At 39.1% G+C, this 25,654-nt stretch carries 26 protein-coding genes and 1 riboswitch; of the genes, 17 read left to right on the forward strand and 9 right to left on the reverse strand.

What is annotated here, in order from left to right:
• From rpsK to ACLR96_RS06005, 5 genes are all read left to right on the forward strand, one after another.
• A partial coding sequence (gene rpsK / locus ACLR96_RS05985; protein WP_412265439.1) for a 30S ribosomal protein S11 occupies nucleotides 1-108 on the forward strand: 108 nt, incomplete at its 5' end.
• Between the two features lie 20 nt (nucleotides 109-128).
• Nucleotides 129-716 carry a 30S ribosomal protein S4 gene (rpsD, locus tag ACLR96_RS05990; RefSeq protein ID WP_177267692.1) on the forward strand — a complete coding sequence of 196 codons (588 nt, stop codon included), beginning with the start codon at nucleotides 129-131 and terminating at the stop codon, nucleotides 714-716.
• A 47-nt stretch (nucleotides 717-763) separates the two neighbouring features.
• Entirely contained in the window at nucleotides 764-1,711 is a 948-nt protein-coding gene (locus ACLR96_RS05995) for a DNA-directed RNA polymerase subunit alpha (protein WP_177267691.1), read from the forward strand.
• A 27-nt stretch (nucleotides 1,712-1,738) separates the two neighbouring features.
• Nucleotides 1,739-2,080, forward strand: a complete 342-nt coding sequence (gene rplQ, locus ACLR96_RS06000; protein WP_177267690.1) for a 50S ribosomal protein L17 — start codon at nucleotides 1,739-1,741, stop codon at nucleotides 2,078-2,080.
• A gap of 28 nt (nucleotides 2,081-2,108) precedes the next feature.
• Nucleotides 2,109-2,283, forward strand: a riboswitch (Lysine riboswitch).
• A gap of 104 nt (nucleotides 2,284-2,387) precedes the next feature.
• A complete protein-coding gene (locus ACLR96_RS06005; RefSeq protein ID WP_177267689.1) occupies nucleotides 2,388-4,007 on the forward strand; it encodes a Na+/H+ antiporter NhaC family protein in 1,620 nt (539 codons plus the stop codon).
• A 97-nt stretch (nucleotides 4,008-4,104) separates the two neighbouring features.
• Here ACLR96_RS06005 and ACLR96_RS06010 read toward each other — a convergent pair whose 3' ends face one another.
• The 5 genes from ACLR96_RS06010 to ACLR96_RS06030 form a co-directional block, all read right to left on the reverse strand.
• Nucleotides 4,105-5,733: an amidohydrolase family protein gene (locus ACLR96_RS06010; protein ID WP_177267688.1), complete on the reverse strand. Its 1,629-nt coding sequence runs from the start codon at nucleotides 5,731-5,733 to the stop codon at nucleotides 4,105-4,107.
• A gap of 11 nt (nucleotides 5,734-5,744) precedes the next feature.
• Nucleotides 5,745-7,238: a sodium:solute symporter family protein gene (locus ACLR96_RS06015; RefSeq protein ID WP_177267687.1), complete on the reverse strand. Its 1,494-nt coding sequence runs from the start codon at nucleotides 7,236-7,238 to the stop codon at nucleotides 5,745-5,747.
• Nucleotides 7,239-7,472 (reverse strand): hypothetical protein, encoded by a 234-nt coding sequence (locus tag ACLR96_RS06020; RefSeq protein WP_177267686.1) that lies wholly within the window; start codon nucleotides 7,470-7,472, stop codon nucleotides 7,239-7,241.
• A 122-nt stretch (nucleotides 7,473-7,594) separates the two neighbouring features.
• Nucleotides 7,595-7,816, reverse strand: coding sequence for a helix-turn-helix domain-containing protein (locus tag ACLR96_RS06025; RefSeq protein WP_177267685.1), 222 nt, complete (start codon nucleotides 7,814-7,816; stop codon nucleotides 7,595-7,597).
• Nucleotides 7,817-7,900: 84 nt separating this feature from the next.
• Nucleotides 7,901-8,104, reverse strand: a complete 204-nt coding sequence (locus ACLR96_RS06030; RefSeq protein ID WP_177267684.1) for a helix-turn-helix domain-containing protein — start codon at nucleotides 8,102-8,104, stop codon at nucleotides 7,901-7,903.
• 140 nt (nucleotides 8,105-8,244) lie between these two features.
• Between ACLR96_RS06030 and ACLR96_RS06035 the strand changes: the two genes are divergently transcribed.
• The 4 genes from ACLR96_RS06035 (at nucleotide 8,245) to ACLR96_RS06050 (ending at nucleotide 11,253) form a co-directional block, all read left to right on the forward strand.
• Nucleotides 8,245-8,802, forward strand: coding sequence for a hypothetical protein (locus tag ACLR96_RS06035; protein ID WP_177267683.1), 558 nt, complete (start codon nucleotides 8,245-8,247; stop codon nucleotides 8,800-8,802).
• Nucleotides 8,803-8,913: 111 nt separating this feature from the next.
• Complete coding sequence (locus ACLR96_RS06040) at nucleotides 8,914-9,687, forward strand: basic amino acid ABC transporter substrate-binding protein (protein ID WP_177267682.1); 774 nt, start codon at nucleotides 8,914-8,916, stop codon at nucleotides 9,685-9,687.
• Nucleotides 9,688-9,869: 182 nt separating this feature from the next.
• Nucleotides 9,870-10,544 carry an amino acid ABC transporter permease gene (locus ACLR96_RS06045; protein WP_177267681.1) on the forward strand — a complete coding sequence of 225 codons (675 nt, stop codon included), beginning with the start codon at nucleotides 9,870-9,872 and terminating at the stop codon, nucleotides 10,542-10,544.
• Nucleotides 10,531-11,253, forward strand: a complete 723-nt coding sequence (locus ACLR96_RS06050) for an ATP-binding cassette domain-containing protein (protein ID WP_177267680.1) — start codon at nucleotides 10,531-10,533, stop codon at nucleotides 11,251-11,253. The genes ACLR96_RS06045 and ACLR96_RS06050 overlap by 14 nt, the downstream gene beginning before the upstream one ends.
• Nucleotides 11,254-11,323: 70 nt before the next feature.
• On the opposite strand, the gene ACLR96_RS06055 is transcribed toward ACLR96_RS06050, so the two are convergent.
• Nucleotides 11,324-11,866, reverse strand: a complete 543-nt coding sequence (locus ACLR96_RS06055; protein WP_177267679.1) for an NADH peroxidase — start codon at nucleotides 11,864-11,866, stop codon at nucleotides 11,324-11,326.
• Between the two features lie 204 nt (nucleotides 11,867-12,070).
• On the opposite strand from ACLR96_RS06055, the gene ACLR96_RS06060 reads away from it, so the two are divergent.
• From ACLR96_RS06060 to ACLR96_RS06075, 4 genes are all read left to right on the forward strand, one after another.
• Nucleotides 12,071-13,267 (forward strand): ABC transporter substrate-binding protein, encoded by a 1,197-nt coding sequence (locus tag ACLR96_RS06060; RefSeq protein WP_177267678.1) that lies wholly within the window; start codon nucleotides 12,071-12,073, stop codon nucleotides 13,265-13,267.
• 107 nt (nucleotides 13,268-13,374) lie between these two features.
• Nucleotides 13,375-13,599 (forward strand): NifU family protein, encoded by a 225-nt coding sequence (locus ACLR96_RS06065; RefSeq protein WP_177267677.1) that lies wholly within the window; start codon nucleotides 13,375-13,377, stop codon nucleotides 13,597-13,599.
• Between the two features lie 3 nt (nucleotides 13,600-13,602).
• Nucleotides 13,603-15,027, forward strand: a complete 1,425-nt coding sequence (gene pepV, locus ACLR96_RS06070) for a dipeptidase PepV (RefSeq protein WP_177267676.1) — start codon at nucleotides 13,603-13,605, stop codon at nucleotides 15,025-15,027.
• A gap of 186 nt (nucleotides 15,028-15,213) precedes the next feature.
• Entirely contained in the window at nucleotides 15,214-16,704 is a 1,491-nt protein-coding gene (locus ACLR96_RS06075) for a G5 domain-containing protein (RefSeq protein ID WP_177267675.1), read from the forward strand.
• Nucleotides 16,705-16,734: 30 nt separating this feature from the next.
• On the opposite strand, the gene ACLR96_RS06080 is transcribed toward ACLR96_RS06075, so the two are convergent.
• Both ACLR96_RS06080 and ACLR96_RS06085 read right to left on the reverse strand, forming a co-directional pair.
• Nucleotides 16,735-18,066 carry an MATE family efflux transporter gene (locus ACLR96_RS06080; RefSeq protein ID WP_177267674.1) on the reverse strand — a complete coding sequence of 444 codons (1,332 nt, stop codon included), beginning with the start codon at nucleotides 18,064-18,066 and terminating at the stop codon, nucleotides 16,735-16,737.
• Nucleotides 18,056-19,345, reverse strand: a complete 1,290-nt coding sequence (locus ACLR96_RS06085) for an alanine--tRNA ligase-related protein (protein WP_177267673.1) — start codon at nucleotides 19,343-19,345, stop codon at nucleotides 18,056-18,058. Before ACLR96_RS06085 ends, ACLR96_RS06080 begins: the two co-directional genes overlap by 11 nt.
• 187 nt (nucleotides 19,346-19,532) lie before the next feature.
• Between ACLR96_RS06085 and ACLR96_RS06090 the strand changes: the two genes are divergently transcribed.
• The 4 genes from ACLR96_RS06090 to ACLR96_RS06105 all read left to right on the forward strand — a co-directional run bounded on the left by ACLR96_RS06090 (nucleotide 19,533) and on the right by ACLR96_RS06105 (nucleotide 24,344).
• A complete protein-coding gene (locus tag ACLR96_RS06090; protein WP_177267672.1) occupies nucleotides 19,533-20,249 on the forward strand; it encodes an N-acetylmuramoyl-L-alanine amidase in 717 nt (238 codons plus the stop codon).
• Between the two features lie 302 nt (nucleotides 20,250-20,551).
• A complete protein-coding gene (locus tag ACLR96_RS06095) occupies nucleotides 20,552-22,087 on the forward strand; it encodes an AraC family transcriptional regulator (RefSeq protein ID WP_177267671.1) in 1,536 nt (511 codons plus the stop codon).
• Nucleotides 22,088-22,312: 225 nt separating this feature from the next.
• Nucleotides 22,313-23,599, forward strand: a complete 1,287-nt coding sequence (locus tag ACLR96_RS06100) for a saccharopine dehydrogenase family protein (protein ID WP_177267670.1) — start codon at nucleotides 22,313-22,315, stop codon at nucleotides 23,597-23,599.
• Between the two features lie 229 nt (nucleotides 23,600-23,828).
• Nucleotides 23,829-24,344 carry a flavodoxin family protein gene (locus ACLR96_RS06105; RefSeq protein ID WP_412265433.1) on the forward strand — a complete coding sequence of 172 codons (516 nt, stop codon included), beginning with the start codon at nucleotides 23,829-23,831 and terminating at the stop codon, nucleotides 24,342-24,344.
• 165 nt (nucleotides 24,345-24,509) lie between these two features.
• Here ACLR96_RS06105 and ACLR96_RS06110 read toward each other — a convergent pair whose 3' ends face one another.
• Nucleotides 24,510-25,640 (reverse strand): aldo/keto reductase, encoded by a 1,131-nt coding sequence (locus tag ACLR96_RS06110; RefSeq protein ID WP_177267669.1) that lies wholly within the window; start codon nucleotides 25,638-25,640, stop codon nucleotides 24,510-24,512.
• Nucleotides 25,641-25,654: the final 14 nt, after the last annotated feature.

A 25,654-nucleotide genomic window follows, 5' to 3' on the forward strand; every position in this document is an offset into this window, starting at 1 on the left:
GCAGCTATTAGAGCTCTTCAGACTGCAGGTCTTGAAATCACGATGATTAAAGATATCACGCCGATACCGCACAATGGATGCAGACCGCCTAAGCGCAGAAGAGTCTAATAGAGGGGAGGAAAACGATTATGGCAGTAAACAGAGATCCTATTTTGAAGAGATGCAGATCCCTTCAGATCGATCCAAGTCACTTGGGTATTTTTAAGGAGTCAAAGAGAGCTCCTCAGAAAAGCATGAAAAAAATGAGCGAATACGGCCTTCAGCTTCGCGAGAAGCAGAGAGCAAAATTCGTTTACGGAGTTCAGGAAAAACAGTTCAGAAATACATTTGAAAAAGCATCAAAGAAAAAGGGTATCACAGGTGAAAACCTTTTGATTATGCTGGAGAAGAGACTGGACAATGTAGTTTACAGAATGGGACTTTCATTGACCAGAAGAGAAGCAAGACAGCTGGTTGTTCACGGTCACTTCACGGTAAATGGTAAAAAAGTGAACATTCCTTCCTATCAGGTAAAGGCGGGAGATGTGATCAAAGTTAAGGAAAAGAGCGTAAGCTCACCTAAGTTCCAGGAGATCAAGGATATGACTGTAGGAATTCCTCAGTGGCTCACTGTTGACAGAGAAAAGCTGCAGGGAACAGTTCTCGCTGATCCTACAAGAGAACAGATAGACACGCCAATAGAAGAACACTTAATCGTCGAATTGTATTCCAAGTAATCCATTGACTGACCGTTACAGTTTTGGAATGAAAAGGAGGGTTTTGAGTGATAGAAATCGAAAAACCAACAATCGAATGTATATTTTCAGACGAAGATTCCAATTATGGAAAATTCGTAGTAGAGCCTCTTGAGAGAGGCTATGGCACTACCCTTGGAAACAGCCTGAGAAGAATTCTTTTGAGTTCACTTCCGGGCGTTGCCGTTACTTCGGTCAAGATCGATGGTATTCTTCATGAGTTTTCTACCATTCCGGGAGTAAAAGAGGATGTTACTGAAATTATTCTCAATCTCAAAAAGCTTGCAATAAAGCTTAGCGGTGAAAATACAAAGAGAGTTCTCATCAATGCTATAGGACCTAAAGAAGTGACCGCTGCGGATATTCTGGGGGATTCAGATGTGGAAATCTTTAATCAGGATCTTCATATCGCTACGCTTGAAGAGAATGCAACGCTCATAATGGAGATTAATCTGGCAAGGGGAAGAGGATATGTTCCCGCTGATATGAATAAGGATGAGAATACACCTATATCAGTAATACCTACAGACTCGATTTACACACCTGTAAAGAAGGTAAACTTCACGGTGGAGAATACGAGAGTGGGACAGGTGACCGACTATGATAAGTTGATCCTTGAAATCTGGACAGATGGTTCTATAACCCCAAGTGAAGGAGTGTCGATAGGCGCAAAGATTATGCAGGAGCATTTAAGTCTGTTTGTGGAACTTACCGATTCTACCGAAAGCATGGAAATCATGGTTGAAAAGGAAGAAAATCAGAAAGAAAAGGCACTTGAAATGACTATCGAGGAGCTGGAACTTTCAGTTCGTTCTTTCAACTGCCTCAAGAGAGCGGCAATCAATACTGTAGAGGAACTTACTCACAGAAGCGAAGAAGACATGATGAAGGTTAGAAACTTGGGTAAAAAGTCATTGGATGAGGTTAAACATAAACTTGAAGAATTAGATCTAAGCCTCAGACAGAGTGACGAATAAGATAAAATAATATAGGAGGATACAGCGATGCCAGGATATAGAAAATTAGGCAGATCTTCAGCTCACAGAAAAGCGATGTTGAGAAATCTGGTAACTGATCTTTTTAGAGAAGGCAGAATAACAACTACCGATACCAGAGCTAAAGAAGCCAGAAGACAGGCAGAAAAAATGATAACACTTGCTAAGCGTGGAGATCTCCACGCCAGAAGACAGGTGTTGGCATATGTATACGACGAAACTGTAGTAGCTAAACTGTTTGATGAAATCGCACCGAAGTACGAAGACAGACAGGGTGGATACACAAGAATCCTCAAGCTTGGACCCAGACAGGGAGACAATGCTGAAATGGCATTCTTGGAATTAGTTTAGTCATATATGACAGAATAAAATTTTAAAATAACAGGATAGAGGCGCGGAGTTTATCAGTAATTTTTTCGATCTGACATAGGGAGTTGGTATATTGGATAAATGAAAGGAAACTTCGCCGAAGGAGTTTTGGTCCCCGGCCTTGGCTTCTGGGCCGCCGCAGAATATGCGGCGGACTGTCACATAAGTGGAGAGCTATCCATGGAGATCCCATAATGGATTTTCTTTACCATGGATATTGATTAATACAATGTTCATGGTATTTTTTATAAAATAATAATATTAAACGCACTAATATCTGGAGGAAAAAATGGAGAGTTTTAGAAACAGAGCGGCTCGGATAGTGATGCTTGTCACATCACTTATAATGATATGTCCGATGTTTGCTTTTGCAGAAGAGGCAGGGGCAGAGGAACCTGCTTTGTATGCTACTGCGTGGGCGATAGTTCCGCCGGTGGCAGCTATACTGCTTGCACTTATCACCAAAGAAGTATACAGTTCATTGTTTATAGGAGTAGTTATAGGAGGAGTTCTTTATGCCGGAAGTTTTGAGGGAACGCTGACACATGTTATCAGTGACGGTATAGTAGGTTCTCTGTCAGATGCATATAATGTGGGGATATTAGTATTCCTTGTTATCCTGGGAGTTATAGTCGCTCTCCTCAATAAATCAGGAGGATCGAAAGCTTTTGGCGTATGGGCCAGCAAGAGGATAAAAACGAAAACAGGAGCTCAGCTTGCTACTATAGTATTAGGAATTCTTATATTTGTAGACGACTATTTTAACTGTCTTACAGTAGGAAGCGTAATGTCTCCTTTGGCAGAAGCCAACGGAGTAAATCGTACAAAGCTTGCATATCTTATAGATGCTACAGCTGCACCTGTGTGTATCATAGCTCCGATATCATCATGGGCGGCCGCAGTGACAGGCTTTGTTGAGGGAGAGAATGGTTTTACTCTGTTCATTCAGGCAATTCCGTTTAATTTTTATGCGCTTTTGACGATAGCAATGATGTTCCTGATTGTTGGGATGAAGTTTGACTATGCAAAAATGAGAGAGTACGCTGATAAAATACAGGAACAGAAAGCTGATGATACAGAAGCACTTACAACCGATAAAGCGTCTCACAGGAAAGACGGAAAAGTTATAGATCTGGTTCTTCCTATTATCATTTTGATCATATCATGCGTTGTGGGTATGATTTATACTGGTGGATTTTTCAGCGGTACGGGCTTTGTGGAGGCTTTCTCTGGATGTGATGCATCTGTAGGATTGTCGCTTGGAAGTATATTTGCTCTTATAATCATAGTTATAGTTTATATGGCAAGGGGAGTTCTTGGATTCAAAGAGAGCATGGATTGTATTCCTGAAGGATTTAAGGCCATGGTAGCGCCTATATTGATACTTACGCTGGCATGGACGCTTAAATCCATGACAGACAGTTTAGGCCTTGCCGAGTTTGTATCAGTGGCTACAGAATCTGCTGCCGGATCATTTATGAATTTACTGCCGGCTATAATATTCGCCATAGGATGTTTTCTTGCCTTTGCATCGGGAACATCATGGGGGACGTTTGGAATACTTATTCCTATTGTTGTAGAAGTCTTCCAAGGCAATGATCCGCAACTCATGATTATTTCGATTTCAGCCTGCATGGCGGGAGCAGTATGCGGAGATCACTGTTCGCCTATTTCGGATACTACCATCATGTCAAGTGCCGGAGCCAGATGCAATCATGTAGCACATGTTACTACGCAGCTTCCGTATGCTATGACAGTAGCAGCTATTTCATTTGTTACATATATAATAGCAGGATTTACCAGAAGCGCTTGGATATCACTTCCTGCGGGACTTCTGATTCTCGTTGTCGTGCTTGTCGTTATTAAGAAGACGCAGAAACCTCTTAAGACAGAAAGCATTCAGGCATAAAGCCTTAAGAAAATCAGAAAAGTAACGATAGATAATTTTGCATAATAAAAAACTGATCTTTTTCGGTAATGTTCCGAAAGATCAGTTTTTTTCTGGTTTATCTTTCGTATACTATTTTTCCATCCAGTATGGTCATATCTGTTTTAATTGATTTGATGTTTTCTGTAGAGGTTTCCAATATATTTTCGGATAAAACTACCATATCGGCAAGTTTGCCGGGTTCAAGGCTTCCTTTGATGTTTTCTTCAAGAGAAGCATAGGCACCGTTATAAGTATACATTCTTATGGCATCCATTATACCTATGCATTGTCCGGCGCCGGCTATCATACCGCTGCATTTATCAGCTCTTGTCATGGCGCCGTATATTCCTATCATAGGGTTAGCATTGATTACGGGAGAATCTGATCCGAGCGCAGCGATGATATCGTTATCAATATATGATTTTAACGGAAACATATAGTTTACACGATCACCGTAATATTTGATGTATATTTCAGCATTTTCGTTGAAAAATCCCGGATTCGGCACAGGTACTATGCCGGCTTTTTTTATTCTTTTCAGCAGATTTTCATCGATGATTCCGCAGTGTTCTATTCTATGTCTGCAAGGTCGGGGATTTTGATCCATTGCCCGCTCTATAGAAGTAAGTATGACATTCACTGCTGCATCTCCTACTGCATGGGCTGATACATTGAATCCGGCATTATGCGCTTTGATGATAATGTCGTCTGATTCTTCCTGCGTATATAATTGAATTCCCTTTAAATGGGGATTATGACTGTATGGCTTTGTAGTAGCACAAGAAGGTCCACTGGTACTTCCGTCTATCAGTATTTTAACGTGACCCAGTCTGAAAGCTTCATTGCCAAGACCGCCTTTGATACCTGTAGCTATGAATTTATTTATCCATTCTATAGTTTTTGTTTTGCCGTAGGCATGATAGAGCAGATTGTACATACGCACTTTTATCAGACCTTTTTCGCACGCTTCCTGATAAAGTCCGATAGTTTCTTCACCGTAGAAACTGCCATCGTGCATGCTTGTAATTCCGTAGCTCAAGAGAATATCATTAGCGGCTTTGAAAGACATCATGTATTCTTCTTTTGTATATATTACCTTATCCCACATATAAGTACAGGCAGTTTCTTTAAGAAGTCCTGTCATTCGTCCGTTTTCGTCTATGACTACTTCTCCGGGGGAAAACATTTCGGGACCGGTTATTCCTCCGGCTTTGAGAGCAAGCGTGTTATAGACGCCCATATGAAGGCAGCACCTTGTCAGTTGTACAGGATGGTCAGGGGCAGCTTCATCAAGATCATCTCTCGTAGGATGTCTGCCTTCTGCAAGTTTACTTTGTTCATATCCAGTTGCTTTGATCCAACTTCCCTTAGGGGTTTTTAAGGCAGCTTGATGTATTTTTTCCTGTATATCTTTTATAGTGGATACGTTATTACTGTTGCAGTCTATGATTACAGCAGCATTTTGCCCTGTCATTCCAAGATGCATATGAGAATCTATAAAACCCGGCAGAAGAGCGCGGCCGTTAAGATCTATGACTTTTGTATTATTGTCATGCCACTTCTCTACTTCGTAGTTATCTCCTATATATACTATCTTGTTATTTTTTATAGCTATTGCTTCGCATATCGAATTATGTTTATCAACAGTTATCACAATACCATTCTTTAGTATTATATCTGCATACATTGAAAGCGATCTGTTCATTGAATCCCTCCTTAAACTTCCTCATAAAGCTGATCCATAATGTAATCGGGGAAAAATTTACGTAATGTCTCCTCTGAAGCAGGCTTTGTAAATAAACTTACTACAATGAAAACCGGAAGATTTACTAAGAGGCCCCATATACCTGCGTGTACATAAAGTGGATTGGGCCACACTATGTTAAAAAGTGCCACGACCAACACGCCTGCCGCTAATCCGGCTATAGCCCCTGTTTTTGTGGCTCTCGGCCAGCATAGTACACCTAACATACACGGAAAAAGCTGCCCGATGAAGCCGTAACAAACCAGAAGTATGTTTACAAGCTCTCCCGGATTAGTTACTGAGAGAGGAAAGGCAATGAAAAAAATGACTATAAGAAGAAGTTTTCTTTGGAGTCGTCCTTCCTTTTCAGGGGAAAGTTTTGCAATAGGTGTTATGACATCGTGAGTGATTGTAAATGTACTCGTATGAAATTGTGGTTCGGCTGATGACTGAGATGCAGCCAGTATTCCGGCACCCAGCAGTCCTGCCATCCACCAGGGAAGCTTGTCAAGGCAATATTGCAGGGCTACTTGATCTGTTGAATCACCGCTGAATTCCGTATAAGCGAAGACACATACCAAACCTACGATCATCATAGGTATCATAACAAAATAAAATATAGGTACATATAGATATTGTCTTCTGGCAGTATCTTCATCTTTTGCTCCGGCTGCCCATACCCAGAATTGGGGCCAGAAGGAGAAGACACTTATAAGTATTGATGTAGTCCAGTATATGGGAGGAAAATTATTCATGGCACCCGGCAAAGTTAAATACTGAGGTGAAGTCTCCTGCAGCGTTTTGAATGCTTCAGTTATATTGAGATTTCCTATCGCTGTATATACGACAAAAAGCCCCACTAATATAGATAGACAGAACATCATTACACCTTGAAGCACATTTGTCCATCCGATGGCTCTGAGGCCGCTTTTATAAACATAGAAAGCTATGGCTGATACGATTATCAACTCTCCCAGCCATAATGGTATAGCGCCATGGCTCATTACGTTGAGAATATTTCCGGAGCCTATTACCTGAACCAGAGAATTGCCGATAACTGCGAAGGCGCCTACTATGCCGCATAAAATTCGCAAAAAAGGCGATTCGAATCTGGCACCGATACCTTCAGCCTGAGTTCTGTACCCGCTTTTGAGTGCGAGACGTGTAACTCTGGGAGACATAAGATAGCAAGCATATACGATGAATGCCATATAGACCACTACATAAAGACATGCTACTCCGCGGCTGTATCCCCAGCCGGGAGCCCCGAGAAAAGTATAGGAACTGACATTTCCTGCACCTGTAAGGAAAATCATGACGATAACCCCCATCGTGTTTCCTGATGAAGACCAGTTTTCCATTTTATCCATATCAAGTTTTCCTTTGGCGCTATAACCCAGTATACAGGCTGTAATCGTATAGAGAATGGTGATGATAAAGGGTCCCCATGCAGATATGAATGTCATTTAATGAACCCCCCATCTGTATGCAATATTGAGTACTATTATGACAATGATGAGAGCACCTATAGCTAACCAGAACATCAGCGGAAGTCCGAGGAAAACAATAGGCTTGTTAAATACATTTACGATAGGTGAAATTGTGAGAAGAATACTTCCCACCATGAGAATGAATATTATCCATTCTTTTGGTTTTCTGGGTCTTACTATGACCCAGTTTTTCATTTTTTTTTCTTTCATCTGTGAATCTCCCTTATAAATCAATGATATCTTTAATTTTATTTTAAAACTTTAAAAGGGAGACTTCAAATACTTTAGGAAATTATAAAAAGAAGTCACATAAATTAAGCAAAAAAATATGTCTATTTATCAGACTCGTCATCATCACATTCATCGATGTACTCCATCACATCAGATACTCCGCATTCCAAAATAGAGCATAACTGAGATACCGTATTGGTTGTGACGCTCTTTCCGTGTTTTATTGCGTAATATGTGGAACGTGAGAATCCACGTTTTGCAAGTTCATAAGAACTGACGTTTTTTTCTTGCATAGTTTTAAATAATGGTTTATAACTAATCATAGATACACCTCATGAGTTTATTATAACCGTATACTCGGAAATTAAACATGTACGAAAATACACACATATATTCCGAATGAATTCTCACTGGTCGGTATCTATGTATTCCATGACATCGGAAACCGAACAGTCCAGTATCTTGCATAATTGATTTATGGTGTTGGTACTGACACTGTTTCCTTTTTGAATGGAATAATAAGTGGCTTTTGAAAAGCCGTTTTTGAAAAGAGCATAAGAAGACATGTTCTTTTCAGACATGGTTTTGAATAGTGGAGCATAGCTAATCATAATTGTTTCCCTTTCCATGTAGCTTTTAAATAATTGTAAACTTATGCTCGGATATTGAAAATGTATGAATATTCGAGTATAATGAGATATCCGCGGCATTTGCATTATATAGGGAAATTTTCCGGAAAAGAGGAGAGATAATGTCAGAACTAAAGGGACTGTTTGAAAAGATAAAAATCGAAAATCTGATGGCATTTTTGATTTACGGTACGGATTCTGGAGGAGAAATGGTAGATAATTATGACCGCAAGATCGAAGAGTCCTACGACGATATATTGCTGGAGCTGGAACGTAAGTACCCGGAGCTTGACAGGAATGATGATGAGCTTCTCAACATAATAACGGATTTTGCGGCGATACATGACTATGTGTATTTTGAGTCGGGGGTGATGGCTGGATTCCAGCTGTATAAGAATATGGATCAGGGATATAAGAAGCACTCTGATGGAGATATGGAGAGTATTTTAAATATTTCTGAGAGAAAAAAGAAACCGGATATAGAGAAAACGTATCGTGATAAGACAGATGAAAAGGTAAGCGGTTTAGATAAGGAAAATTTCACCTCAGAACAGTGGGAGATGATAGAAGACGTGTTGTTTATGAAAACGGAAAAAGGAGCGGAATACGGCAAAGCTGCGTATCACAGGGGGTTTTCCGATGCTTTGAAATTTATGAGGGATATGTTTAAAACAATGTGATATCAAGGCGGGGGAAACGGATATAATTAATTCTTGAATATTATTCTTAATATGTGTATAATTATAAGGTAGTGTAAATAATACGAAAAATATGTAGAAGGAGAACTAAAGATGAAAAAAAGTATAATGGCGGTTTTGCTTGTTATGGTTCTCGCTTTTTCTCTGTCAGCATGCGGCGGCAGTGATAAGGAGAGCGGAGATACAGTAGTATACAAAGTTGGAACTGAACCTACATTCCCACCGTTTGATACTACTGATGACGAGCAGAATATCGTAGGACTTGATATGGATCTTATAAAAGCTATCGGAGAAGATCAGGGCTTTGACGTTGAGTTTGAAAATCTGTCATTTGACGGGCTTGTGCCTGCTTTGAAAGCCGGGAATATCGATATCGTCGCAGCAGGTATGAACAAAGATGATCCTGAAAGGCAGAAAGAAGTGGATTTCAGTGATGCATACTATGAATCTCAGCTATATGTTGCTGTAACAGTGGACAATGATACTATAAAAAGTATAGATGATCTTACTTCTGACATGAAGGTTGCGGCTCAGACAGGAACTACAGGAGCTGAGAAGGTAAAGGAACTTAAAGAAGAAGGCAAGATAAAGGAAGCTGTAATATTAGATGGTCTTGACACAGTTATGATGCAGCTTATCAATGGAGATGTTGCCGCTGTTATTAATGATAAACCTGTAACAGAGGCTTATATGAAGAAACAGACTGACAAGATTAAAATGGTCGGAGATGCTCTTAATGCTGAAAATTATGGATTTGCGGTACAAAAAGGTAATGATGAGCTTTTGGAAAAGATTAATGCAGGTCTTAAAAATATCAAAGAAGACGGAACATTTGATGAACTTGTAGATGAATGGTTCAATAAATAGCAAGGCTGTAAAACGGAAATTATAAAAAGGATTTTCAGTCGACCTTTGGCTGTCGGTTCAGCCAAAGGTCGTTTTTTTTATCATACAGGAGATATCATTTTTGATATTTTCAAAGCTTCAAAAAGTCTGCTGCCGAATCAGATGGCAGAACCGGCTTTTTAACTTTTAAAGGAGGCGTTAGCTTGGCGGAGTATTTGCAGGGTATAGTTGTAGCAGCGAGAGGTATCCCGGTCACCATCACCATATCGTTTGTAGCCATAATCGGAGGTTTGATAATAGGGCTCTTTGTTGCTATAGCAAAACGGTCGAAATTTAAAGTACTCAGAGGATTGGCGACAATATATGTAGATATTTTGAGAGGGACACCTTTGCTCGTTCAGGTTCTGATATTAGCTTATGGCGTTCCACAACTTATAAAATCCACTATGGGGATACAGTTTAACTGGGAGCATATGATAATAGTGGGATTCATAGCGTGCGGAGTAAACAGCTCGGCTTACATGGCAGAGATTATACGAAGCGGTCTTCAGGCTGTGGATATAGGCCAGACGGAAGCTGCGAGGTCTTTAGGGCTGAGCAGCGGACAAACTATGAGATATATAATCGTTCCTCAGGCATTCAAAATAATAGTTCCGGCGCTGGGAAACGAGTTTGTAACACTTATAAAGGAAACTTCGATTTTGTCTGTGGCCGGTATAGTTGAGATAACCAGAAGAGGCACCTTGTGGGCTTCATCTTCGTTTTTGTCATTTCAAGCTTATATAGGTGTTGCCATCGTATATCTGGTTATGACGCTTACGCTGTCAAGGTTGGTGGCATACATAGAGAGGAGGCTGGCGCAAAGTGATAGAAGTTAAAAATTTAGAAAAGTCTTTTGGAAAATTGCGTGTTCTTCGTGGAATAAGTGAAACTGTAAAGGAAAAAGAAGTTGTTTGTGTGATAGGGCCTTCGGGTTCCGGAAAAAGTACATTTCTCAGATGTCTCAATCTTCTTGAAGAACCTACAGGCGGTGAAGTTTTTATTGATGGTGAGAAGATAAATGTCCCCGGAGTAGATATTGATCAGATAAGAGAAAAACTCGGAATGGTATTTCAAAATTTTAATTTGTTTCCTCATATGACTGTTCTTGATAATGTAACGCTTGCGCCTGTTAAGGTTAAAGGTATCAGTAGATCAGCAGCTGAGAACAGTGCCAGGAGAATTCTTGAAATGGTTGGCCTGTCGGATAAGGCTGATGCATATCCAGCATCTCTTTCGGGGGGACAGAAGCAAAGAGTAGCTATAGCAAGGGCTCTGGCTATGGAACCGGAAGTTATGCTGTTCGATGAACCTACTTCAGCTCTAGATCCTGAAATGGTGGGAGAAGTACTTAATGTTATGAAAGCTCTGGCAGAAAACGGTATGACAATGGTTATTGTTACTCATGAGATGGGTTTTGCCAGAGAGGTTGCAGATAGAGTTTTATTTATAGACCAGGGAGTTATAATGGAACAAGGGACTCCTGAGGAACTTTTCAATAATCCTAAAAATGAGAGAACTCAGAGCTTTTTAAGTAAAGTTCTGTAAAGCAAAAGAAGCTGACCTGTAATAAGGGACAGCTTCTTTTTTATGTTGTAAATTATGAAGATGTTGTATACTAACCGAAATATCTCTTAAGTAGTCCCTGAAATGCTCTGCCGTGTCTTGCCTCATCCTTGGCCATTTCATGAACAGTGTCGTGGATGGCATCCAGATTTTGCTGTTTAGCTTTTGTTGCAAGCTCTTTCTTTCCGGCACAAGCGCCTGCTTCCGCATCAACTCTCATTTCAAGGTTTTTCTTAGTGGAATCGGTTACCACTTCTCCTAAGAGCTCTGCAAACTTGGCAGCGTGTTCGGCTTCTTCCCATGCCGCTTTTTCCCAATAGAGTCCGATCTCAGGATAACCCTCTCTGTGAGCTACTCGTGCCATGGCAAGATACATACCTACTTCTGAACATTCGCCGTTAAAATTATCCCTTAATCCCTGGATGATCTCCGGATCAACACCCTGCGCTACACCTACTACGTGATCATCGACGAATTCAATTTCTCCGTCTTCAACTGCATTAAATTTATCCGCAGGAACTCCGCACTGTGGACATTTCTCCGGTGGTTCAGGTCCTTCATGAGTGTAACCGCATACTGAACATACCCATTTCATATTGATCTCCTCCTTTTGATTTTTCAATTAATTATTATTTTCGTTTGCTGTTCTTGTATAATATACTATTTTGGTAAAGAATGCAATACTTTTTGCTAAAATAATGCAAAAAAAGTACACCAGCTTTACACTTTACCTAGATAGAGACGTCGTGTTATAATAACTAATAATCATGGACAGTAATAGTGTGGAAAGGTGAATACCGTGAAAATATATAAAGTGACAGCAATAATTTTACTAATGATTTTATCTGTAACAGTTTTTGCCGGATGTACGACGTTTGATAATTTTAAGGCGGCCTTTATAGATAAGCCTGAAGATAATAAGGCGACGATTCAGATCGGAGTATATGAACCTATAACTGGAGTTGACAGTCAACATGGAGAACTTGAGGTCAAGGGTATAGAACTGGCTCACGAGATGTATCCTACTGTAAACGGAAAATTTGTAGAGCTTGAATATGCGGATAACGCTTCGGATATCAATGCGGCAGAGACAGCCATTAAGGAACTGATATTGAAAAAGCCTACTGTTATATTGGGCAGTTATGGAAGCGTGTATTCTATGGTGGCCGGCGATTACATAAGAGATGCTAAGATACCGGCTATTGCTGTGACAAATACTAACCCGCTGGTTACCAGTAATAACGATTATTATTTCAGAGTTTGTTATGTGGATTCAAATCAGGGAGATATTCTTGCCAGATATGTGTTGGAGCAAAAAAAGGAAGTTACAGCCGGTGTGTTGTTGCCTGAGGGTGATGATGCGGCTATGGCCATGGCAACGGCCTTTACTGACAGAATAAAAGCCGAGACGGATAATGAAGATGCTATAACAGTATATGAAGACTATAAACCCGGGGCTAAAAATTTTGAGAAACAGTTGGAAGCTGTAGAAAAGTCAGGCGTAAAAAGTGTTCTGCTTCCGGGAGATGTCACGGACTGTGCTAATATAATAAAGCAGGCTGATAAGATGGGGATAGAGGTTATGTTTCTCGGCGATAAGGAATGGAGCGACAAGAAATTTAAATCTCTTACGAAGGGGGCCGCTACAGAGACAAATACTGCTTTTGTAAATTTTTATTCAGCAGAAGAAACAGTAAATAAAGAGGCGGAAAAGTTTTTGAAAGCTTATCATGAGAAATATGGTGAAGACAGTGTTCCTGAAGATTCGGTAGCCCTTGGATATGATGCTTATGTCATAGCCCTTGATGCTATAGATAAAGCGGATGACGATGCGACGGGTGAAGAGATAAAAGAAATTCTTAAAAGCCAAAATGAATTTCAGGGCGCATCGGGGACGATAACTTTTAATACAAGCGGAGATCCGATAAAAACTGCATATATAAGTACGTGGAAGAATGACGAGATTATTTCTTTATATACGATGGAGCCGCTATAGAAGGAATAATGAAAGAGAGTGTCATATATTGTTTAGATATGTGAATAATAAAAAAGTCAGCTTCGCCGGGTTTCCGGCGTTATTATGAACAATAAAGGAGAGTTAAAATGGAACAGAAAATTAAAGATGCTTTAGATCAAATAAGACCTTTTCTTCAGAGAGACGGCGGAGATATCGAATTTGTAGAGTATACTGACGATAATGTAGTAAAGGTAAGGCTGCAGGGACATTGTGCAGGATGCCCGGGCGCACAGATGACCATAAAGGGAGTAGTTGAAAAAATATTAAAAGAAAGTTATCCTGAAATTGCAGGAGTAGAGGCGGTACTGTAAAATATGACACTGTTAAAGAATGTCGGTGAAAAAATAAATAAAAATCAGACAGAGATGTTCATGTCTCTGTCTGATCTTATATCTATACCAAGTGTGGTATCAGATGCGTCAGGAGATAAACCTTTTGGGGAAAAAGTTCATGAGGCTTTTAAGTATATGCTTGATATGGCAGAAAAAGAAGGTTTTGGGGTCTATAATGCTGATAATTACGGCGGGCATATAGATTTCGATGGTACAGATGAAGGTATAGTTGGAGTAATAGGACATCTTGATGTTGTGCCGGAAGGCGATGGATGGGATTTTGATCCTTATGGAGGAGAGATAACAGACGGTTATATCTGCGGAAGGGGAGCTACAGATGATAAAGGACCGGTAATAGCTTCTTTTTATGCTATGAAAGCTTTGAAAGAATGTGGGTATAAACCGAAAAGGACTATACGGCTTATACTTGGGCTTGATGAGGAGACTAACTGGGATGGTATGGAGTATTATCTTAGTCATGTGCACAGTGTGCCTGATATGGGTTTTACTCCTGACGGGGATTTTCCTGCTATTCATGGCGAGATGGGTATTATCGTTTTTGATATAGTTAAAAAGTTTGACAGTTTTGGAGAAAAGGGCCTTGAGCTTAGTTCTGTTAAAGGCGGGACGGCAGCAAACTCTGTGGCAGATTTTGCGCGGGCGGTCTTGTATGACAGTTCGGGAGCAGGGTATGATAAAATAAAACAGAAGGTTGCAGAGTTTCGTGATAAAAGAGATTGCAAGATAAATTGTAAGGGAGCGGGGAAAAGTTTTGAAATAACAACACGTGGGGTATCTGCTCACGGTGCAAAACCGCAGCAGGGTAAAAATGCTATTTCTATAATGATGGAATTCCTTGGTCAGCTTAATTTTGCCAATGAGAGCATTAATGATTTTATAAATTTTTATAATAAGTGTATTGGATATGATTTTCATGGGGAACGTATAGGCTGTGGCTTTGAAGACGAACCTTCAGGTAAACTTATTTTTAATGTGGGTATGATAGAAGCTGACAGGAAAACTGCCCAGCTTACTATAAATGTGAGATATCCTGTTACTTTCAATGATAAGCAGATATATGAAGGCATCATGGCAGTTCTTGATGGTTATGATCTGGGAATAGTAAAAGGAAAGCATCAGGAGCCTATATATGTACCGGATGACGATCCGCTGGTTATTACTTTGGTGGATATCTACAGAAGATATACGGGTGATGGAAGAAAACCCTTGGTTATAGGCGGAGGAACTTATGCGAGAGCTGTGAAGAATACCATTGCTTTCGGAGCGCAGTTTCCCGGTGATCCTGATTTGATGCATCAGAAAAATGAGAAGATTTCGGTAGAGAATATGATGAAACTTACGAAGATATATGCTGAAGCTATTTACAGATTATCAGAGCTTGATTAAGAAGAAAAAGGTGATTTAGGTATAATATAGAATAAAATAAATTTTTATTCATAAATATTCAAATAAATGGAAGTGAAAAAGAGCATTAACAGGTTAAGTTGCCGCAAAACTTGACAAATGCTCTTTTTTTGTTACAATGAAATTCATATGTATATATACGTATAAAATTTATGTTGGGGGAATAGTATGAAAATAAATATCAGGGATGTATTTGAAAAAGAAGAGAAAAACGTCCGTATACATACTAACGACAGATTAGACATAGATGAAGTATTTGCTGAAGCCGTAATTGATGAAACAGATACAGAACAGAAACTTACAGTAGATATAACGGATAAGTTGGAAATTGGAGTGCAAGATGATGCGGAGGATATAAGGGATGAAGTTTGCCGTATCGCTGTATCAGAGGCTGATGCCGGCGGTGAGGAAAGATACATAGAAGAAACTTATGATGAAGAGGCTGATAATGCTGAGATTTCGATAAAGTCTGAAGAAACTAAAAAAGTTGAGATATGTGATAAGTCTTCTGATAAAATTGAGATTGCTGATGTTTCGGATATTACAGAGGAAACTATTGACGAAGCGGAAGAAAGTAATTACGAGATTGAAGGTGAAGAGAATGTATGGGTATGCACCGAAGCTGCGGAGATAGAATCGGAGCTGCCGGAAGATGAGAATGAGCTCTTATCCTGTGATACAGGAGAGGAAAATCAGGGTGAAAAAAAGTCACCTTTTTATAGGAAGTATTTATCTCAGGGATCTATAGCAGCATCGTTTTTTATACTTCTTTCTGTTGTGTTCATATATACGACAATGATACCCAGGGAAGTAAATGCTACAATAAACGGTGAAGATTTTACTTTTTCAAGTAAAGCTCATACAGTAGAGACATTTCTGGAAAAAGAGGATATAGAGTTTCATGATAAAGATTATATATCAGAGCCGCTTACAGCTTTTATACATGATGGTATGGAGATAGAGATAGATCATGCCACGGATTTTAAAGTCACGGCAGATGGTGAGACGAAATCATATAAAACTCTTACCAATACTGTAGATGAAGCTTTGAAGGAAGCCGGAGTGAAGGTAGGCGCAGAAGATATTGTCACACCTTCTATGGATTCTATGCTGACTAAAGATATGGAAATTGTCGTGCAGAGAGTTGTTATCAAAGAGGAAATTGTTGAGGAGACTGTTCCTTTTGAGACTGTGGAGAAGAATGACAGTTCTCTGGATGAAGGCAAAACTAAAGTGGTAACGGAAGGCAGTGAAGGGAAAGACAGTGTTACGTACAGCGTTACTTATATAGACGGAGTGGAATCATCACGTAAGGAAATCTCGAGAACTGCAGTAACTGCTGCTGTAGATAAAGTTATAGCGAAGGGAACGAGAATAAGTTTTGACGGTAAGTCTTACAGCCGAAAACTTGTAGTCAAAGCTTATGCCTATACCGGCGGAGGAAGAACTGCTATGGGAACCAGAGCGAGAGTCGGAGAGATCGCAGTGGATCCAAGTGTTATACCTTTGGGATCAAATGTGTATATTGAAGGAGTCGGAGCCAGACGTGCAGAGGATACAGGCGGCAATATAAAGGGAAATACCATAGATATATATATGGATACTCAGAGTCAGTGTATAAGCTGGGGAGCAAGATATGTGACCATATATATACAGTAAATTTACAGTGAAATATAAAAAGCGGTCAGATTATTTTAATCTGACTGCTTTTTTATATATGACAATAGATATAATACCTGTTGTTATCTCCGTTATGGCGAAAGCTGTCCATACTCCTGTAGGTCCGGTAAAAAAACAGAGAATATATGCGCAAGGAAGAATGATTATCACATACCTGAACAGAGATATGACAAGAGATTGAATCCCTTTGCCAAGACCCTCGAGGGCGCCTGAGGAAGTTACCGATATAGCAGATACTATAAAACCTGCGCTTATTATACGGAGAGCTGTTTTTCCATATAAAACAGTTTCTTGATTGTGAGTAAAAAGGCTCATCAGCTGTTCGGGAGCGACGAGACATACTACTGTTCCGAGGACCATTATACCGCAGCTCATACACAGAGCTGTGCTATATATTCTTTTTACTCTGTGAAATTCTCCGGCTCCGAAATTGTAACCGATAAGAGGCCGCATGCCCTGTACTATTCCGTTGGCGGGAAGATAAATAAATGTTTGCAGTTTATAGTAAACACCAAGAATAAGCACATAGCTTTGTGAATATGCTGACAGTATTGAGTTGAGGCATGAGATAAGAAGGGACGGAAGGGCCAAGTTGAGTATGGCAGGTACACCAATCCCATAGAGCCTGAGAATTATTTGCTTATCTGGAGATAAATATGGCCGCTTTATTTTAACAGGAAGCGGTCGGATTTTGTAGATTACAAGATATATAAGCAGAGTAATGACTTGCCCTATACCTGTTGCCAGCGCAGCCCCCGAGATACCCATTTCAGGAAAGATACCTATACCCCAGATCAACAGTGGGTCAAGTATGATATTGGAGATACATCCGCATAACAGACCGATCATGGTAACTTTCATTTTTCCTACAGACTGAAAAATTTTTTCAAATGAGAGTCCTGCCATGATAACTGTAGAAAAGGAAAACACTATGACGGAGTATTGTGTTCCGTATTCAATTACAGTTTCATCATTGGTAAATACATTCAGAAAAGCAGGCATGACAGCTATACTCAGTATAGTGATGGTAAAACCGTGTATTATTGCAAAGAGCAATCCTTGAGTGGCTGTGATATTGGCTTTTTCATGGTTTTCCTCTCCCAGAAATATAGAAATCACCGCACTTATTCCTACCCCGTACCCTATGGCTACAGCATTTATTAGATTTTGTACGGGATAGACAAGAGACAGAGCAGTCATAGCCTGTTCGTTGATCTGTGCTACAAAAAAGCTATCGACTATATTGTACAGAGAATTTACAAGCATTGAGATGACCATGGGCAACGCCATGGAAATAAACAGCGGTAAAATAGGTTTTTCTTTCATAAAGCTATCGTTCATGTTTTTCTCCATTTATTTTTCTGTAATTTTGTCTGATCTTTTCTGCAAATATTTCTGCGTCTTGGAAAGAATTGAATATAGCTCTGGCAGAAGAACTGTTTCCGCCTCCTTTCCCTCCGCATTCATGAGCGAATTCTTTTACAAGAAGGCTGCAATTTACGATTCCATCAGAAATGAGGATATATGATGTATCCTCTTGTGAGTAAAGAAGGATTAGATTTTTGCTTTTATTTATATATTTTTTCGCCATAATGAAAACATCATCTGTGGAAAGTTGTGGAAGTGTATATACTATTATCTCAGAGCTGGGCTCTGAAGCATGTGTCTTGCGGAGGATTTCATCCAGTTTGCCGCACTGCTCTTCTATGAAAGCTTTTTTTAAATGAAAAAGCTCATTTTTTATATCGACAGATTTTTCTTCTTGCGCTTTAAGCTTTTTGGGAAAGTCTTCTATAGAAGAAGAGTATTTATTTGAAAGATCGCTGAGGATATGGTGTTTTATATTATAATCCATTAAAGCCCTTTGTCCGGCTTCAAAATATATTCTGAACATACCCTTATATTTTTCTACTTTATATACCTTTATCAAACCTACTTGACCTGCGGTGTCAGGGTGAGTTCCGCAGCAGGCGACACAGTCTGAAACGTTTTCAGCAGAGCCTATACATACGATGGAAATGTCCTCATCAAAAGCAAGAGCCTTTCGCAAAGGCAGCTTTTCTGCATCTTTTCTGGAGTCGAATTTCAGAACAGTCACGGGCGCATCTGACCAGATGACTTTATTGGCTTCAAGTTCTGCTCTTATAGCATCTTCAAATGTTATTTCTGTTATTTCAGGCTTTTCTTCAAGAGAAATATCTATAGTCATATGATCGTGGCCCATATGGAATCCTTTGTTGACTCCTCCAAACATACTGTGAAATATTCCGGAAAGTATATGTTCTCCGCAATGCCTCTGCATATTATCAAATCTCCGTTCCCAATCTATAGAACATGATACGGCAGTCCCGGGAGTCATTATTTCGGACAGAGACTGATCCGGGGAAACTGTTTTTACAGTATGATATATATTTCCTTTATATTCTTGGACATCTGTAACAACATAACCGTTTATATGACCTGTATCACAGCTTTGACCTCCGCCCTCCGGGAAAAAAGCTGTGCTTTTCAGTGTAATGAGAAAGTCTTTGGTATTGTTTTCGGATCTTTCTACTGATGTTATAACAGTATTCCAATTTTTGATGTATCTGTTTTGCTGGTATAATTTTGTTGTTTTCATTTTATATCTACCCCCTGTGAAATAGCAAGTATATCAATAGAAGTTTATATTTCGGCGGCAAAAAAGTCAAATAAATGCTGTTAAAATTTTAAAAAGTGTTTTATAATAAATACAAGATAATTAATTTGCTGTAATAAAGGCAGCCTCGTTTTAATAAAATCCAGTAAGGATGTTTGCGAGGTGTGAGATGAAGAGCAAAGGTATTTATATTTTAGCGACGTGCGTATTGGTGTGTACAGTATTGTGCATTCCCGGCCGTAATGAAATGGCTTCATATGTATGGAAAAAAGCAGATGAGCCGGTGGTTGTTTTGGATCCGGGGCATGGAGGAATGGATGGCGGTGCACAAAGCAGCGACGGAACCAGTGAAAAAGATATTAATCTATCTATTGCAGAACAAGTGAAAAAACAGCTTGAAGGTGAGGGTGTAAAAGTAATAATGACCCGGTATAAGGATGAAGGGCTGTATGATGAATCTCAGGAAGGTACCATAAGAAGTCTTAAAACACAGGATATGAAGGAAAGAAAGCGTATAATAGATGATTCGAAGGCTGATTTGACAGTAAGCATACATCTGAACAGTTTTACGCAGGACAGCTCTGTTAAGGGAGCGCAGGTTTTTTATCCGTCTTATGGAAGTGAAGAAGCAGTTGAGGCAAGCAAGAAGGCTGCTGAAATAATCCAGAGTAAGTTTAATAATGAAATAAATACAGACAAAAAGAGAACTGAGCTTGGTAAAGGCGATGTGTTTTTGCTAAAAAATATAACCGGTCCGATAGTAATAGTCGAATGCGGTTTTTTATCTAATCCTGAAGATGCCGGAAACTTAAAAAACAAAAAATTCCAGATAAAAATCTCTGAGAATCTAAGTGATTGTATTTGTGAATATTTGAGTTCAAGATAATATGTTAAGCAGTAAAAGTGTTGAATTTTAAAGGTTTTTATTTATAGTTAAATAAAAAGAACAAAATTGTGGATAACTTTGGCTGAAAAAAGGTACTTGACAGATATAAACGTTGAAAAATGGGGGAAATATAAAAAATAATTATCCACAGCATCTTTTGGATAAAATCGTATACAATCTATAAAAAACTGTGGATAACTTCTGAAAAGCTGATATTTTAAAAGCTAATTGGTTGTTGAAAGTTGTCGAGGATAAAAAGAACATAGGTTGACATAAAACTTAATGTAAAGGTAGGAGTAAAAATGTTGAAAGAAAAAATTATTTACAAAGATGAGCTGCCGATCAATGTAGTAACTGCCAGTATCGATGAATACCCTATCCATTTTCATGATGATATGGAGGTGGTTTATGTTCTGGAAGGGAGCGTAATTCTTAGAAATGGATATTATACCTATACACTTAAGCAAGGTGATATTTTTATCCTGAATGACAGAGAGATGCACAGTTTTCAAAAGACGGAAGAAGACAATATCGTAATGATGTTTCAGATGGATCTGGCGTATTTTTCAAGATATTATGACAATCTAAAGAATAATTTTTTTGTTACAGATATAGAGGATGATAGTGATGAAAGCTTAGAGGTATTGAGGACACTGCTTGCCAAGATAATGATGGAGATACTTCAGAAAGGATATGGCTATGAACACAAAGTAATAGAGAGTACTCATAATCTCATAGCATGTCTGCTCTCAGATTTTCAGTACTTTGTCATGGAAAACGGCCGCTTTAAAAATGAACTGAAAAATAAAGGAAATAAAATCCTTGCAGGAAGACTCAACAGAATTACTGATTATATGTATGATAATTATACGAGAAAGCTGACACTCAGTGAGATTGCAGATAGAGAACACCTGAGCATTTATTATCTTTCTCATATAATAAAAGAAGCTACAGGATTGAGTTTTCAGGACTTGCTTAGTTATATAAGAGTAGAGGAGTCTGAACGACTGCTTTTGGGAACGAATAAAAAAATAGGAGCCATAGCAGAGGAAACCGGATTTTCTGCCGTGAGATATTACATAAAACATTTTGAACAGTGGTTTGGTATGCATCCTCTGGAGTACAGAAAAAAGTATATAGGAAAGATAATAAGCCGTGATATTGCTGCACAGTACACTCTCGCTACGCCTGCTCAAATAGAGAGTGCTATAAGAAAACAAGTGAAGGGTATCTATGCTGATTATGCTGACAAGCTTAAGATTAAACCTGTTATCATAGATATAGACATATATGATGATTATGCGGAAATTGAAAAGAAGCCTCCTGTGATGTCAGAAATAATGGAAAGAGATGTTAATAAAGTGCTGGCAGAGCCATATAGAAAATTCATGGAGATGAGCGAGGGGATAATAACTTCCGGAGAAAATTATATAGTTTCGACTAAATGTAAATATCCGGGGGCACTTAACAGCCTAAGTATCCTTGTGTATAATTTTGATGAAAATGCCGGCAGAAACCTCAGGAAAATCATGAATAAGGAAGATTTACTGAGAATTGTACGTAATTATGAAAACGAAATAGAGTTTTTAGTCAGATGTACAGGGCTTTCAGGTAATTTTCGAATAATAAGATATCGTCTTGAGAGAGAGCACCTGCTTGCTAAGATTAGCGGAGAGACTAATACAAAAACAAAGCGAAGTGTAAGAGATAATCTTATAAACAAGCTTTCTTCCGAGGCTAAAGTTAGTACGGGCAATTATATAAGTTCGGATGCATTAAGTGTCAGAACGATATTTGATGGTATTGGAGCAGAGCTTATACTTATTGACAGAGTATAGATATAGGATTCTAACCAGTTGTTAAAAGGGAGGTTGCTTTAGCAGGATGGAGTATATTGCATGCATATCGAATAGCTGTCACTCTTTGAGCAAAAACGCAACTTTATACGTCTTTTAGAACAAAGGTGTTGTTGAAATTTTCTGATAAAAAGGATAGTATTAATATAATACATCATATTAAAGTGAAAATTATTGTTTAGACAATATTAAAATGGAGGTAAAAAGATGAAATTACTTATCATTGGTGCAGGCGGAGTTGGTACGTCTGCAGCTAAGATTATTGCAAGACAGGGAGCAGAGGCTGATTGGGCTGAGAAGGTTGTAGTTGCTGACTATGACGTTGAGAGAGCAAAGAAAGTAGCCAACGAGATCTGCGGCGGAGGAAAGTTTGTTCCTGCACAGATCAATGCGATGGATGCTGACAGCATTAAATCAGTAGTTGCTGAGCATGACATTGATTTCGCTATGAATGCTTGTGATCCAAGAATGAATGAAACTATTTTCGATACTTGCTTAGAAGCAAAGATCGGTTATCTTGACTGTGCTATGACATTAGGTACAGAACATCCTGAGAAACCTTATGAATTAGCTAATATCAAATTAGGAGATTATCAGTTTGCTAAGCAGAAGGAATGGGAAGCTTCCGGTAAAATCGCTATATGCGGTTCAGGTGTAGAGCCGGGAATGGCTGACGTATTTGCTAAGTATGCAGATAAGCATTTATTCGATAAGATAGACAGAGTTGATGTAAGAGATGGAGATAACTATGGGAATACTGATTCAGACTTTGGTTTTTCAGTATGGACAACTATCGAGGAATGCTTGCAGCCTCCTGTAATCTGGGAAAAAGACGAAGAACATCCTGAAGGTCACTGGTATTGTACGGAACAGTTCTCAGAACCTGAGATCTTCAACTTCCCTGGCGGAATCGGCGACGTAGAAGTAGTAAATGTAGAGCACGAAGAAGTACTTCTCGTTCCAAGAGAAATTGATTGTAACAGAGTAACATTCAAGTACGGTGTTCCTGCTGAATTCAGAAGAAAATTAATGGTATTATTTGAATATGGTCTTTCAGATAAGAAAACTAAGATTAAGGTAGGAGACAGCGAGATCACTCCAAGAGATTTTGTCTGCAAAGTAATCCCTAGCCCTGTTGACGCAACAACAACAATGACAGGTAAGGGTTGCGCAGGTACTTGGGTAACCGGATGGAAAGACGGAAAGTACAGATCAGTATATCTGTATCAGATTGCTGATAATCAGGAATGCATTAAGAAGTATACTACTAACTCAGTAGTTGCGCAGACTGCAGTAGGTCCTGTAATCATGATGGAACTCATCGCAAAAGGAATCTGGAGCGATGCAGGCGCTTGGGGTCCTGAGCATTTCGATCCGGATCCGTTCGTAGAAAGATTGGCTAAGTATGAATTCCCTGCAGGAATCAAAGAAATGGATTCAGAATACGCAGACGAATTAAACGAAAAAGCTTTCTTGGATGCAGTAGGTAAATAAAAATACATAGTGAAAACTGTACAAGATCGTTTTTAAACGGTGCGGCTTCGGCTGTGCCGTTTCTTTTACAGCAGATAAAGCATGTTTATTAAAAAAACATAGCAAAGTCTATGGTTTGGAAATATGGAACAGTTCGTGAAAATTTTATGTGCCGGTTATAGGTATAGTGACAAATAAAAAATTTTGATGTAAAATGAAAAATCAATAATAATTTGATAAATAGGAGGATATGATGAAAATAACGGTTTTAATGGGAAGCCCACGTGAAGTGAATACTAATGTTATGGTTGAGGCTTTCAAAGGAGGCGCGGAAGAAGCCGGTCATGAAGTGACTGTTTTAAATGTGGGCAAGATGAAGATTGCTGGATGTCTTGCTTGTGAATATTGTCATACTAAGGGGGATGGAGAGTGTATCCAAAAGGATGATATGATTAAAATATATCCTGAGCTTGAAGAATGTGAAGCTCTTGTATTTGCCTCGCCGATATACTATTTTACTATGACGGCACAGATCCAGGCGGCTATTCAGCGTATTTATGCTATTGATCACCCTCCTGTAGCTACGAAGGCTGCATTGATGCTCAGTTCAATGTCACCGGATGTTTATGACGGCGCTATCGGAGAATATAATGGTATTTTAGATTACATGGATCTTGAGGACAGAGGAGTGATTGCTGTCTGTGATCCTGATAATGGGACTGAGGAGACTCTTGATAAATGTCGGGAGCTTGGGAGAAATATTTAGAAACAATCTTGTCCTTTAAAGACTTTTTATTGATAATGAGAAAAAATATGTATTTTTTATTTTAAATGTAATAAAGAATACATATTTTTAATTATGTAAACATAGGGAAGAGCAATAAAAAAGGGCGGAATTAACTGTATAGTAATCCGCCGTATATTTTATAACCTATATCCCGAATGCCTCGGAAGCTTCTTTTAATGCCTGAACAATCGGTAGGTTCTGAGGACATTTTTTCTCGCATTTTCTGCAGCCGATACAGTCAGAGGCATGACGGCCCTTAGCGACCCAATCGATATATTCCATTTTTGTAGAAGGGTTTTGACCATAAGTATTCCATTCATTATAGTATTCCAGAAGATCGGGAATATTAAGTTTCTGAGGACATGGCAGACAATATTCGCAACCCGTACATGAATATTTGATCAGTCTGTTATATTCATCCGATACTTTGTTGATCAGTTTTTTTTCTTCATCAGTCAATATGGTAAGATCATCAGAAGTAATTATTCTTATATTCTCCTCGAGCTGCTTCATAGAGCTCATTCCACTTAGAATAAGTGTGACTTCAGGCATCTCTGCCAGCCATTTAAAAGCCCATTCTGCAGGGCTTCTTTTTGTTTCTGCGCTGTCCCACAGCTTCTGCACAGCTGGAGGTATGGCAGATGTAAGTCTCCCTCCTTTCAGAGGTTCCATGATGATGACTCCTATACCTTTTTCTGCAGCCAGTTTCAGACCCTTGATGCCTGCTTGGATATTTTTATCCATATAGTTGAGCTGTATTTGACAAAATTCCCAAGGATAATCGTCCAAAACTTCCTCGAAGAACTCATAGGAATCATGAAAAGAGAAGCCAATGTGTTTTATTTTACCCTTTTTTTTCATTTCTTCAAGAAAAGGCATAAGTTTAAGCTTTTTTACACGCTTCCAGTTAGGAACATTTACACTGTGTACAAGGTACATATCAATGGAATCAGTATCCAGACGTTTAAGCTGTGTATTAAATATTTCTTTCATGTGATTTTCATCTTTGGCTAACCAGATAGGCATTTTATCGGCGATCAGAACTTTTTCTCTATATCCGTTCTTTAACGCTTTGCCGACGATGACTTCACTTTGTCCGCTGAGATAGGGATAGGCAGTGTCTATGTAGTTAATTCCGGAATCAATTGCTGCCCTTATGATAGACACAGCGTTGTTTTCATCAACTTTTCCGTCTTTTTCTTCAGGAAACCTCATTGCGCCCATTCCCAGAAGAGAGACTTTTTCGTTTATTTTTGCAAAGGTTCTGTATTTCATTTCTTACTCCTAAA

Origin of the sequence: Lentihominibacter sp. (assembly GCF_046951855.1) — a bacterium.
GTDB classification, from domain to species: domain Bacteria; phylum Bacillota; class Clostridia; order Peptostreptococcales; family Anaerovoracaceae; genus Lentihominibacter; species Lentihominibacter hominis.